Raw genomic sequence first — 12,437 nt, 5'->3', positions numbered from 1 at the left:
GAAGCACACATGCCCAACCCCAACTGGTCTGGAATTCAAAGTGTTCTGGTCACACCATTCGACGATAGCGGCAATATAGATTTCAAACGCTACAGCGAGCTGGTCGAAGCCAATATTTCAAATGGTGCAGATGCTGTGATCGTCTGTGGCAGCACAGGCGAGTTTTACGCCATGACAATGGAAGAGCGGATCGAGCTTTTCAAATGCACCCGGACTGCGGCAAAAAGCAGTGTGCCCGTGATTGCCGGTGTTTCAGATCTCTTGCCTGCAAATGCAATTCGATTGGCGCATGAGGCTGAGAAGGCCGGTCTCGATGGCATTCTGGCCATGCCGCCCATCTATGCCGCCCCTGATCGTCGGGAGATTATTCAGTATTTCAAAGACCTTTGCGGCGCAACGCAGCTTCCGGTCATGCTCTATAATTCACCGAAGAGGGCCGGAGTGGCGCTTGATATCGGGATTGTTTCAGAACTGGCGGAACTGCCGACAGTCGTCGCGATCAAAGACAGCTCCGGGGACATCATTCAGGTCACCGAACTGGTGCGCAAACTGGGCGATAAAATCAACGTCTTTGTCGGCTATGAAACCATGATCCGCCCTGCGCTTGCGGTGGGGGCGGTTGGTGTCGTTGCAATGGCACATCAACTGTCGGGCACTATGGTTCGTCGCTATTTTGATGCCTGTGCAGCCAACAATACAGACGTGATTGACAAGCTCGAACCTGCGCTCTTTGCCATCTACTCGTGCTTCAAGCAGGGCAGCTATTATGCTGGCATCAAAGCTGTGATGAACAGTCTGGATCAGCCCGTTGGCAAACCACGCAAACCTCTTCTTCCATTCAGCGATGAGCAGATGTCGAAGGTAGAGAAGATACTTTCGGACAACAATGTTGCCGGCCTTGTCGCTTCCCTTGAAGAGCAGGCTTGATGCGCAGTTCCAGAATAATTCAGGGAATAGATTCCCACACAGCCGGCTGTCCCCTGCGTTTGGTCACCTCCGGTTTTGGCCCCATTCGCGGCTCGACCATGGTTGAAAAACGCGCTGATCTGATGACGCGTGACTGGCTGCGAAAACTGGTTCTGTTTGAGCCGCGCGGCAGCTTCAACATGCCCGCAGCTGTTCTTACCGAAGCGTGTTCGGCAGATGCTGATATCGGCATGCTTATTCTTGAGCCCGACACGTATCCGCCCATGTGTGGTCACTGCGCCATGGCAGTGGCAACCATCGCGGTGGAAGCTGGATATGTGGATGTGGTGGAAGGTGAGACACTGGTTCGCCTGGACACACCGGCTGGCGTTGTGCCGGCCCGGGTGCGGGTTGAAAACGGCGTGGCGCTGGACGTGACGCTGGAAATGCCGTCCAGCTTTCTCTACCGCGAAGATATTACGGTCAAAACCAGAAATTATGGCGATGTGCGCGCCGATATTGCTTTTGGTGGGGACTTTTATCTGTTGGTGAAGGCCAGTGATCTGGGTCTTGAACTGACGCCGGACTATGCCTGGAAAGTGGTGACTGCAGCCGCCGAGTTGCGCGATGCTCTGGTCGAGCATCCGGTGCAGCACCCGACAATGAAGCATGTCAATGAAATCTATCAGATTGAGATTATCGCCGATGGTGATGGTGAAAATTACGATGCCAAGAATGTTGTCGTATGCCCTCCGACAGTGATCGATCGGTCGCCCTGCGGCACTGGCACAGCGTCACGCATGGCCATGTTGGCGGCAAAAGGTGAGCTGAAAGCCGGTGATAGTTTCCGCCATGCGGGTATTCTCGACACGGTGTTTACAGGCAAAGTGACGGGCGCTACCCAAGTCGGTGACCTGCCGGCCATATCCTGCACCGTAACGGGCTCGGCCTATTTGACCGGCTCGTTTAATTTCTTCGTGGACCCGAGAGATCCATTCCCGGAAGGGTTCAGGCTCACCGGCGTTTGATTTCAAGGCGGAAGTTTCAATGACATATGATTTCGATCCCAATTTTATAGAACTCGTCGCAGCGCATTTGATTGATGGAGCGCGCGTCTTCGATGGCGAAAAACTGCCTGTGTTCCGTCCGTCTGACGGATTTGAAACAGCGCCGATTCCCATTGCTAATGAAGAGATTGTTGACCGGGCTGTGACGTCAGCTCATCGCGCGTTCACGACTGGAGAGTGGCGCAACGCGTCCCCATTGGATCGCGCTGCGGTTCTGCATCGTTGGGCTGCCCTGATTGACGAAAATCGCGAGCGGATTGCCCGTATTGAAGCGGCATCAACAACCAGGCCAGTTGCTGATCTCATCAACCGTGATCTGGTTCGTGCATCTGGTGCGTTGCGGTTCTTTGCTGAATGGGCTGACAAAATTGAAGGCAAGATTATTGCCGGAAACAACAGCGCGACGTCGATGGTTCGTCCTGAGCCTTATGGCGTCATCGCGGGAATTGCGCCTTTCAATTTCCCCGCCATCAATGCGATCTGGAAATCGGCACCCGCCTTGGCCGTTGGCAATTCTGTGGTGCTCAAACCATCGGAACTCACACCTTATTCAGCACTGGTTTTCGCGGAACTGGCGCTTGAGGCAGGACTGCCAAAAGGCGTGTTGAACGTCATGCAGGGCGCTGGCCCGTCTGGCTCTCATCTGGTGCGTCATCCCCTTGTCAGGAAGATAACCTTCACTGGGTCTTCTGCGACAGGTGCACGTGTGATGGCAGATGCTGCTGCGACTGGTACAAAGCCAGTGACACTGGAACTGGGCGGCAAGTCGCCGCAACTGGTGCTGAAAGATGTCACTGATATGGATGCGGTGGCGACAAATGTTGCCAATGGTTTCCTTGCCAATTCCGGTCAGGTCTGCACGGCGGGAACACGTCTGATTGTACCAAGCAGTAAATCGGAAGACCTGCTGGAACGGGTTATGAAAATCGCAGCAGGGCGCAAGGCTGCGCCAACATGGAAATCTGATTGCACGCTGCCGCCGATCATTTCTGAAAAGCAGGCCAAACGCATTGACGACATGCTGGCGCAGACGCTGGCAGATGGCGCTGAAATCATCTGTGGTGGTGGTCGTGATGCCAGCATGAATTCCGGCGCTTATTACCAACCAACCATTCTGCGGAATGTTCCCGAAACTTCAACCGGGTTTCGCGACGAGTTTTTCGGTCCAATCCTGTCTGTCTATGAGTATGAGGATGAGGCGGACGGCATAGCCATGACCAATCATCCGAGCTACGCTTTGGCGGCCAGTGTCTATACGGATGATTTCAACAAGGCGATGCGCCTTCCCTCTCAAATCGAGGCCGGGACTGTCTGGGTAAATGCCCATGGTCGACAGCCCGACTATGCAACCCCTCAAGGTGGTTTCAACGGTTCCGGCTTTGGCAAGGAGATGGGTCGCAGCGGACTTGAAAGTTTCCTGCGGTTCAAAAATGTATGGCTCCACCATGGCTGAGCGGCTCGGCGAAACCGCATTTGATTACATTGTCGTGGGTGGTGGTGCAGCGGGTGCTGTGCTCGCAAGCCGCTTGTCTGAAGACCCAAATCTACAGGTCGTTTTGGTTGAAGCCGGTCCTGATACGCCTCCGGAAAATGTTCCTGAAGACATTCTCGATTCCTATCCAATCGTTGCCTATTTCAACAGCTCTTACCATTGGCAGAATATCAAGGTTCATCTGAACAATCCAATATCACCAGACGTGCAGCCCAGAACTTATGAGCAGGCGAAGGTGATGGGCGGCGGCACGTCTATCAACGGACAATTCGCCTTTCGCGGGCTACCCTGGGATTACGATGAATGGGCGCAGGGCGGCGCCAGCGGATGGGACTGGAATGGCGTCTTGCCATACTTTCGCAAGCTTGAGACTGATTTGGATTATGGCGCGTCGGAACTGCATGGTGACAGCGGTCCCTTGCCACTGCGCCGCATTCCGAAGGAAGACTGGTCTCCCATCGCCAAAGCGACTGCCAGCGTGCTGGACAAGCGCGGTGTTGAAAATATCGAGGATCACAACGGTATTTTTCGAGACGGTTACTTCCCGATGACGATCAACAATGTTGATGGCAAGCGCGTTTCGGCTGCCATTGCGTATCTCAACCGGGAGGTGCGCAAACGTCCCAATTTGAAGATTCTGGCGTCGACCGAGATGAACAGCATAGTGTTCGACGGGAACCGAGCCAGTGGCATTGAGGTTACCAATGGCACTGGCAGCAAGCAGCTTAAAGGCCAGGAAGTTATTATTTCAGCCGGTGCGTTACAGTCTCCTGCAATCTTGATGCGCTCAGGTATTGGGCCTGCCGACCATTTGAAACAGATGGGCATAGAAGTGCGTGCTGATCGCAAGGGTGTGGGGCAGAATTTGCAGGATCATCCCATGGTTGCCCTGGCTGGTTTTCTGCCTCGCAAATCGCGGCTTCCGCAGAGTATGCGCCGTCATATTCAGATGGGGTATCGATACAGCTCGGAACTGCCAGACACCCATCCAGGTGATATGTTTATTCTGCCGTCAAACCGCGCGGCCTGGCACCCACTTGGCAAGCGTCTTGCCTCCCTCATTGTTTGCGTAAACCGTCCTTATTCAACCGGTGAGGTCAAACTTCGACATGCCGATCCAACGCACGGCCCGGATGTCAATTTCAAGCAATTGTCCGATGAACGGGACCTCAAGCGGCTTGAGGATGGCATGCACCGGCTTTTCTCAATGGTCGACGATCCGGCGCTGTCATCAGCCATTGGTGAGATATTTCCTGCCACCTTCTCCGAACGTGTCCGCAAACTTGGAGCGGTCAGCCATAAGAACTGGTTCCTGACGTCGCTTGCGGCGGGGGTCATGGAATGTGGTCCTCTGGCGCGCAAACTCATGATTGAAAACGCAATTGTGCCAGATATTGATGTGGGTGCCCTTCGAAGCTCATCCAATGTTCTGCGCTCTTGGATCATCGACAATGCCTGCGGCAGTTGGCACGCCAGCGGCACTTGCAAAATTGGAGATACGCAGGACCCGATGGCGGTCGTTGATGCTGAGGGAAGGGTTATTGGTGTGGACGGTTTACGGGTTGTGGATGCATCTATCATGCCGTCTGTGATCAGCGGCAATACCATGCTGACGACGATCATGGCTGCTGAGAAAATAGCAGACAGCATCAAGGAAAGGCATCGGCGCTAATCATGCCGGACACTCCAAACATCACCACCGTTGACAGCCATACCGCCGGTCACCCGACGCGTGTTGTAACGGGTGGATTGCCGGAATTGCAGGGCGAAACCGTTGCAGACAAAATGGACGACTTTGCGCAGCACCATGATCATTTGCGCACCTTTCTGCTCCATGAACCGCGCGGTCACGCGGCCATGGTTGGTGCTGTCCTCACAGAAAGCACGCAGGCTGATTTCGGGGTGTTTTTTCTGGGCTCCTACAATTACCTGCCCATGTGCGGCCATGCGACGATTGGGTTGGCGGTAACACTGGATCATCTTGGGTTGATCCAACCCAAAGGGCGCGACAGCCTTCAATTCAATCTGGAAGTTCCTGCGGGCGTTATTTCCGTAAGGGTCCGCTATGAAAACGAGCAAATCATTTCGGTCGGCTTCAAGAACGTTGCAGCCTTTATGATTGCAGCAGATTTGGTGTTCCCGGATATTCCGGCGACGTTCGATCTGGCTTATGGCGGGAATTGGTACGCGCTGATCGAGGCCCGTTCAGCTAGTGTGGATTTAACGCCGAATGGCGTCCGACATGCGATGGATGTTGGCTCTTTCGTCAAGATGGCGATTAACGCGCATATCGACGCAGGCGACATTCCGCACATGGCCGAGCGTATTCACAGCGTGCTGTTTCATCAGGGAAGCCGTGTGGACGGCCAATTCATCAACCGCCAACTTGTTGTCCTTGCACCCAACAAATTTGATCGCTCACCTTGCGGAACCGGCACATCAGCGCGTTTGGCCCAATTGATTGAAGCCGGTGAAATCCAGCCCGGGGAACGCATTGTCTCGCGCAATATTCTGGATGTCGATTTCATGGCGTCGGCCACGCCCGTTTCTGACGCCGGTGACTGCGCCAAAACACACTACGACCCGGTGATTGAAGGCCTTGCCCACATTACCGGCACCCACACCTTTATCGGTAGCCAGGACGATCCGCTCGCGGACGGTTTTCTGTGCAACTGACAGACTGACAACAGACAGACAGGCAGATAGATTTTGAAAGGTTTATGCGATGTATGACGAGAAGATTGAACTTCTGATCGATGGTAAATGGCGCCAGTCCGGCGATAACAAAACAACCGATTTGATAAATCCCGCAACCGAAGAAGTTTTGGCAACCGTGCCTGTGTGCACAGATGCAGATCTTGCCGAAGCTGCGGACGCTGCAGATCGTGGCTTTCAAATCTGGAAGAACAAGACGGCCATTGAGCGCTATGCGATCATGTCCAAAGCAGCTGATCTGATCGAAGAGCGCAAGGACAGAATTGGCCGTCACCTAACCATGGAAAACGGCAAGTCACTTGCCGAGGGCGTGCCGGAAGTTCAGTTCGCTGCGGAAGTCACGCGCTGGTATGCGGAAGAGGGCAAGCGCGCCTATGGCCGCATTGTGCCTGCGCGCCAGGCCAATGTGCGTCAGATGGTCTATAAGGAACCGGTTGGTCCGGTTGCTGCTTTTGCCGCCTGGAACTTTCCGTCGGGCAATGTCATTCGCAAAATTGCCGGTGCGCTGGGTGCTGGCTGTTCGGTGGTGGTCAAGCCATCTGAAGAAACGCCGGGTACAGCGGTGGCCCTTGCCCGCTGTTTCCAGGATGCCGGTGTGCCGGATGGTGTTATCAACATGGTGTTTGGAACTCCGGATCATATCTCCAAAACACTGCTGGCGTCTCCGGTTTTCAAGAAGATGTCTTTGACCGGCTCTACCGAAGTTGGTCGGCTTCTGCAAAAGCGTGCATCTGAAACCATTATGCGCAGCACAATGGAGCTTGGTGGCCATGCGCCTGTCATCGTGCATGCGGATGCTGATCTGGAGCACGCCATGAATATGCTCGTGACTTTCAAGTACAGAAATGCGGGTCAGGTCTGCACATCGCCGACGCGTTTTTTCATTCATGAAAGCCTCTATGATGCATTCGTGACTGGTTTCGTGGAGCGGGCAAGCAAGCTGAAAATCGGCAATGGTCTGGATGAGGGCACCCAAATGGGCCCCATGATCGCACCGCGCCGTCTTGATGCACTTGATGATCTGATTAGTGATGCTGTGGACAAGGGTGCCAGTCTGAAGCTTGGCGGCAGTCGTATGGAAGGCCCCGGGTATTTCTTCAGCCCAACCGTGCTGGCCGATGTGCCTGAATCGGCTCGCATCTTGTCTGAAGAACCTTTCGGTCCTATCGCCTCCATCATGCCGTTCTCCGGTTTTGACGAGGTGATCGAGAGGGCCAATGCATTGCCATACGGCCTTGCATCCTTCTGTTTCACCAGCAGTTCATCACTGGCCATGAAAACCGAGGCGCGTCTGGATGCGGGCATGGTGGGGGTCAATCACATGATGGTCTCGACCCCTGAAACACCGTTTGGCGGCGTTAATGCCTCCGGCTTTGGTTCTGAAAGCGGCATTGAAGGTCTTGAAGCCTACCAAAGAACAAAATTCGTAACCGAGTTTGCGCTGTAGGCGCGCCTTCGTTCGAAGCTTTCCGAAATGACTGGCGCTCCCAAACATTGGATTTGGGAGCACCGGAAAGCCGTTTGGTGTCATAACGAATTTATGTCGCTAATCAGGTCGCTTGTATATCAAGATACACCACGTCATCCGTCGTCGTCCCCACCCCAATTCCCATGCATTATTATCCCTTAATTTTGATTTGCAAACAGTCCAAAACACGCAAACCAGTGCGCTTACTTTGCAAAATCCCGACCTCTCATCTGTTCTGCAGTAGCGCGGTCGTTCGCTGGTTGCTAATGTGGGGCCTACAGAACTGCGCGTTGGTTGCTTAATCCATCCGTGAGGGAGTGGCCGGGTATAGGAGGAAGACAGATGTATCCGAATTTTGCATGGATATCAGTCTGAGCCTCTTAACACGCGTTTAGGGCGGCAAAAAAGTATCAGAAGAGAATGGGAATTTGATATGATGAAAACCGAAAATCTGCTGGATCGCTTCAGGCTTGATGGCAAGGTTGCTCTCATCACCGGTGGGACCCGCGGTATCGGCCTTGCCATAGCCAGGGTCCTTGGAGAGGCAGGTGCGCGGCTTTTCATCAGCGCCCGCAGTGGCAGCGCAGAAGGAGAAAAGATGCTACGCGATTTGGGCTATGAGGTTACATTTATTGCCGCCGATCTGACCGATCCCAAAGCACCTGCTGCCCTCATTGCAGACGTGATTGACCAGTCCGGACACCTCGACATTCTGGTGAATAATGCCGGTGTCGCGATTCATGGTGATACGCCCGAGTTTACGGATGAGGACTTGCAAAGGTTGATGGCGCTAAATGTCGATGCGGTCTTTCGGTGCTGCCGTTCGGTCATTCCAGCCATGCGGGCGCAGGGCGGCGGAACGATTGTCAATGTCGGATCCATGTCCGGTATCGCCTCCAACATCCCGCAAAATCAGGTTGCCTATAACACCTCGAAGGCTGCCGTTCACATGATGACCAAAAGCCTTGCCAGCGAACTTGCACTGGATAATATCCGCGTTAATGCGCTCGCGCCCGGATACATTCAAACCGATATGGCGCAAGGTGGGATCGACGACCCCGAGATGTTCCCGATCTGGAGAGAGATGACACCAATGCAGCGCGTTGGCCAACCGGACGAAGTGGCCATGGCTGCGCTTTTTCTGGCCTCACCCGCCTCAAGCTACGTGACTGGCGATATTCTCGTGATTGATGGTGGATACACCACACGATGACAAATCCCAGAGGTGCATTTCACATTTGACGTGGATCGTTGCGGGTTCCAAAGAAGCGAGTGCAGGCACGCGGAAATGGCGCTGGGTCTTGTTTCCAACCTGAGGTCAGGCCAGTTCAAATGCAATCCCCGCTGAGCGTAAAGACTTGAGTGTGTCGGCCTCCGTGTCCTTTGAGACGATCACATGGTCGAAGTCCGATAAATCCGCAATATGGTTCAGTGCTGAATAGGTGAATTTGCTGGAGTCCACGAGCAGCACGCTCTTTTTCGCAATTTTGAGCATGATGCGCTTCATGCGCACCACCTGTTCCTCCTGCGTGAAAAGAGAGGCACCCTGGATAGTGGTTGAAGACATGACAGCCACATCCACGATGTAGCGCGATGCGACTTGCTCACACTGGAGTCCGAAAAACCCACTGAAGCCGCGGTGGTATTTGCCCCCAAGAGCAATCACCTCAACTCCTGGTTCAGTGGACAGGCGATTGACCATTGGAAGACCATTGGTCAGAACGGTCACAGGCGTAATTTCCTGAATGTATTCGGCAATCTGGTAGACAGTTGTACTGTCGTCAAAGGCCAAAGCGCTTCCCGGTTCGATGAACTTGATTGCCGCCTTGGCAAGACGTTTTTTTTCTTCGATCTGTTTTTGGCTTCTGAAGAGGTAGCTGCTTTCGAACAGCACGGATTTCTCGGCTGAAACGGCCCCGCGCACGCGTGTGATTGCGCCATTCTGCTCCAGCTCCACCAAATCGCGGTGGATTGTCATCAGGCTGACATCCAGCTTAAGGGCAATGTCCTTGATTGGTACTTCCTGCCCGCCCAGGAGCAGGTCCAGAATCCGCGCTCGGCGCGCGTCGCTCTTTGATACACGCTTGTTCATATAACACATTCTAAGTTGATTATGATATTTTCGACCCGAAATGACCTTAAAAATCTCAAAAACACAAGCATTTCCAACAAATTTTGAATCTATTCACCATGTTTTACCCGGATTTGCGTGTTTTTATCAAAGGTATCCCAGCAAAATCCATTTTAAGTTTCTGATAACAAACGAAAAATAATGAATGCAGCAAAAATATCAAAAAAATGGTAGATATAACATAAAAAATGTTTAGAGTTGAAGTGCGGAACGGCGAGAGGACGTCGGCTCCGGACCAACGAGGAGGAAGAAATGAAAAATTCAATACGTTTACTCTCAACCACATCGGTATCGGTGATTGCAGCGGTCCTCTTGGGCACGTCTGCGCAGGCCGAAACCGAGCTTACCTTTGTCTGGCATGCGGGTACCTGCGCTGATGCGCTGGTCGAAATTGCCAAGGATTATCCAGATAAATCTGTGAAGCTTGTACCTGCACTCGTGCCTTACGGGCCTGAGTGGCACAACAAGATTGCATCTGAATTTGCAATTCAGGGCGACGGGTTTGACTTTGCCATGTGGGACAGCCAATCAACGGCAGAATTTGCTGGCGGTGGCCATGCGGTCAAACTCAACGATGTCTTTGCAAGCTCTGAGGCTTTGTCAGCGGAACTGTTTCCTGCAGCCTCTATCTCGCAATATGGTGAGTATCCTGACAATTCCGGCAATTTCTATGGTTTGCCGATGAATCAGGATGCCTATGGAATGATGTATCGTCGGGATCTGTTTGAAGATCCTGCGGAGATGGCAGCGTTTCAGGAGAAATATGGCCGCGAGCTGGCCGTGCCGCAAACGTATCAGGAAGCCAAAGAAGTTGCTGAGTTCTTCACACGTCCTGATGAGGGGCTTTATGGCTGGGGCCAGATGGGTGGTCGCGAATATGATTTTGCAACAACAGCATCCAACTCTTTCCTGTGGTCTTTTGGCGGAGAGCTTTACAATCCCGAAACTTATGAAGTGCAGGGCTATCTGAATTCACCAGCCTCCATTGATGGTGTTCAGGCCTATGTCGACATGTTCAAATTCGCGCCCCCAGGTTCGGGCAGTTGGGGTTTTGACGAGGTCAATGCTGCGTTTCAGCAGGGGCAACTCGCCATGGCCATGCAATGGTTCTACTTCAATGGCTCCAACGCTGATCCCAGCGTCAACAAATATGCCGAGGGCACCGCGTTTGGAATTCTGCCAGGGGCCGTTGGGCGCGATGGCATGTTCCGTCGCCAATTCTCTGTTGGTGGGCAAGGCATGGGAATTAACAAATATTCCAAAAAACTGCCTGAGCTGACAGCTTTCATGGAATGGTATTTCCAACCGGAACAGCAGAAACGCTACGCAGCTGTCTGTCAGACTGGTCTGAAGGCGGTTCTGGAAAGCGACGACTGGCAGGGGCTTAACAGCTACAATGCACAATTCTCTACCGCGTTGCAGTACCTCAACGACTATTGGCATCTGCCGCAATATCCTGTTCTGCTCGACCAGTTGCAGGAAGAAATCTCCAATGCAATCACAGGCACCAAGTCGGTTGAAGAAGCACTGACAGATGCTGCCAAGCGCCATGAGCGTACATTGGAGCGTGCAGGCTATGAGATCACGCGCAGTGACAGCACGCCTGAAGTGCCGGATCAGGAAATTACGCCTGTCGGTACCAAAGAAATCATTGCAGTGAACTAACCCCTTCGCGGTATCTTCCTTGCGGGCCGGACCGGTCCTCCCCGGTTTCCGGCCCGCAAACTTTGTTACGAGCCGCCCCAGTGCGGCCGATTAATGAATTTTGACAAAGGGTCGGAAAACATGGCGGCGATTACTCAACCGAGATCAGCAAACATAACCAGATGGTTTATTCTGGTGCTGCTTGCGGTGTACACATTTTACAATCTCGGGCCGATCCTATGGCTTCTGATTTCTTCCTTTAAAGGCCGGGCAGACCTTTTCGCAATGCCACCCGTCTGGGTTTTCGACATCAACACATCAGGTTATGAGAGTGTTTTTGGTGTTGGCGCTGCAGCCGGAACTGCTTCGGCATATGGTGTTGTCGACGCTTTGATCAACTCGGTCATTGTGTCCACCAGCGGCACGGTACTGGCCGTCTTTCTGGGCACGCTCGCAGGTTATGTCTGTTCCCGCTACGACTTCAGAGGCAAAGGCGACTTTCTGTTTTTCGTCCTTTCAACCCGTATGTTGCCGCCGGTGGCCGTACTTGTTTTCTATCACCTGATGTTCGCGCGCCTTGGTCTTGCCGACACACGTATTGGATTGGTCCTGGTGGCCATCTTTGCAAATGTCGGTCTGGCCACCTGGATAATGAAGGGCTTTTTCGATGGAGTTCCCAAGGAAGTCGAGCAGATTGCCCAGGTCAGCGGATACAGTCGGATGTATGCCTTTATCCATCTGGTTCTGCCTATGGTGCGGGGCGGCATCGCCGCCACAGCTGGCTTCTGTTTTATTTTCGCATGGAACGAATTCGCGTTTGCTTCGATCCTGACGACCACGAAAGCCAAGACACTGCCGGTCAAGATTTCCGCTGCCTCTGGCGCGACGGGTATCGAATGGACTCAAATCATGTCGGCAGGTGTCGTATTGATCATCCCGGTTCTGATCTTCTTTTATCTCATCCGAAAGCACCTTCTTATGGGCATGACTTTCGGTGTGCTGGGACGGAGCTGA

The 12,437-nt window shown here is 53.2% G+C and carries 10 protein-coding genes; 9 read left to right on the top strand and 1 reads right to left on the bottom strand.

Annotation, left to right across the window (positions count from 1 at the left end; all coding sequences use genetic code 11):
- Positions 1 to 9: 9 nt before the first annotated feature.
- From dapA to RAL91_RS22780, 7 genes are all read left to right on the top strand, one after another.
- Positions 10 to 927, top strand: coding sequence for a 4-hydroxy-tetrahydrodipicolinate synthase (gene dapA, locus RAL91_RS22810; RefSeq protein WP_306258528.1), 918 nt, complete (start codon positions 10 to 12; stop codon positions 925 to 927).
- Positions 927 to 1,934 (top strand): proline racemase family protein, encoded by a 1,008-nt coding sequence (locus RAL91_RS22805; RefSeq protein ID WP_306258527.1) that lies wholly within the window; start codon positions 927 to 929, stop codon positions 1,932 to 1,934. The genes dapA and RAL91_RS22805 overlap by 1 nt, the downstream gene beginning before the upstream one ends.
- Before the next feature lie 19 nt (positions 1,935 to 1,953).
- Positions 1,954 to 3,426, top strand: coding sequence for an aldehyde dehydrogenase (locus RAL91_RS22800; RefSeq protein WP_306258526.1), 1,473 nt, complete (start codon positions 1,954 to 1,956; stop codon positions 3,424 to 3,426).
- Positions 3,419 to 5,137: a GMC family oxidoreductase gene (locus tag RAL91_RS22795; RefSeq protein ID WP_306258525.1), complete on the top strand. Its 1,719-nt coding sequence runs from the start codon at positions 3,419 to 3,421 to the stop codon at positions 5,135 to 5,137. Before RAL91_RS22800 ends, RAL91_RS22795 begins: the two co-directional genes overlap by 8 nt.
- A 2-nt stretch (positions 5,138 to 5,139) precedes the next feature.
- The gene (locus RAL91_RS22790; protein WP_306258524.1) at positions 5,140 to 6,141 is read left to right on the top strand and encodes a proline racemase family protein; all 1,002 of its coding nucleotides are present in this window, start codon (positions 5,140 to 5,142) and stop codon (positions 6,139 to 6,141) included.
- 49 nt (positions 6,142 to 6,190) lie between these two features.
- The gene (locus RAL91_RS22785; RefSeq protein ID WP_306258523.1) at positions 6,191 to 7,627 is read left to right on the top strand and encodes an NAD-dependent succinate-semialdehyde dehydrogenase; all 1,437 of its coding nucleotides are present in this window, start codon (positions 6,191 to 6,193) and stop codon (positions 7,625 to 7,627) included.
- 457 nt (positions 7,628 to 8,084) lie between these two features.
- Positions 8,085 to 8,861 carry an SDR family NAD(P)-dependent oxidoreductase gene (locus tag RAL91_RS22780; RefSeq protein ID WP_306263081.1) on the top strand — a complete coding sequence of 259 codons (777 nt, stop codon included), beginning with the start codon at positions 8,085 to 8,087 and terminating at the stop codon, positions 8,859 to 8,861.
- Positions 8,862 to 8,966: 105 nt separating this feature from the next.
- Here RAL91_RS22780 and RAL91_RS22775 read toward each other — a convergent pair whose 3' ends face one another.
- Entirely contained in the window at positions 8,967 to 9,740 is a 774-nt protein-coding gene (locus RAL91_RS22775; RefSeq protein WP_306258522.1) for a DeoR/GlpR family DNA-binding transcription regulator, read from the bottom strand.
- A gap of 291 nt (positions 9,741 to 10,031) precedes the next feature.
- On the opposite strand from RAL91_RS22775, the gene RAL91_RS22770 reads away from it, so the two are divergent.
- Together RAL91_RS22770 and RAL91_RS22765 are read left to right on the top strand one after the other, a co-directional pair.
- A complete protein-coding gene (locus RAL91_RS22770) occupies positions 10,032 to 11,444 on the top strand; it encodes an ABC transporter substrate-binding protein (RefSeq protein WP_306258521.1) in 1,413 nt (470 codons plus the stop codon).
- Positions 11,445 to 11,537: 93 nt separating this feature from the next.
- Positions 11,538 to 12,437 carry a carbohydrate ABC transporter permease gene (locus RAL91_RS22765; RefSeq protein WP_306258520.1) on the top strand — a complete coding sequence of 300 codons (900 nt, stop codon included), beginning with the start codon at positions 11,538 to 11,540 and terminating at the stop codon, positions 12,435 to 12,437.

Origin of the sequence: Pararhizobium sp. IMCC21322 (genome assembly GCF_030758295.1) — a bacterium.
Taxonomy (GTDB): Bacteria; Pseudomonadota; Alphaproteobacteria; order Rhizobiales.
This window is presented reverse-complemented; position numbering and strand designations above follow the sequence as displayed.

Coding starts and splice junctions, on each gene's coding strand:
- dapA (WP_306258528.1), top strand. CDS start 10: ATGCCCAACCCCAACTGGTCTGGAATTCAAAGTGTTCTGGTCACACCA.
- RAL91_RS22805 (WP_306258527.1), top strand. CDS start 927: ATGCGCAGTTCCAGAATAATTCAGGGAATAGATTCCCACACAGCCGGC.
- RAL91_RS22800 (WP_306258526.1), top strand. CDS start 1,954: ATGACATATGATTTCGATCCCAATTTTATAGAACTCGTCGCAGCGCAT.
- RAL91_RS22795 (WP_306258525.1), top strand. CDS start 3,419: ATGGCTGAGCGGCTCGGCGAAACCGCATTTGATTACATTGTCGTGGGT.
- RAL91_RS22790 (WP_306258524.1), top strand. CDS start 5,140: ATGCCGGACACTCCAAACATCACCACCGTTGACAGCCATACCGCCGGT.
- RAL91_RS22785 (WP_306258523.1), top strand. CDS start 6,191: ATGTATGACGAGAAGATTGAACTTCTGATCGATGGTAAATGGCGCCAG.
- RAL91_RS22780 (WP_306263081.1), top strand. CDS start 8,085: ATGAAAACCGAAAATCTGCTGGATCGCTTCAGGCTTGATGGCAAGGTT.
- RAL91_RS22775 (WP_306258522.1), bottom strand. CDS start 9,740: ATGAACAAGCGTGTATCAAAGAGCGACGCGCGCCGAGCGCGGATTCTG.
- RAL91_RS22770 (WP_306258521.1), top strand. CDS start 10,032: ATGAAAAATTCAATACGTTTACTCTCAACCACATCGGTATCGGTGATT.
- RAL91_RS22765 (WP_306258520.1), top strand. CDS start 11,538: ATGAATTTTGACAAAGGGTCGGAAAACATGGCGGCGATTACTCAACCG.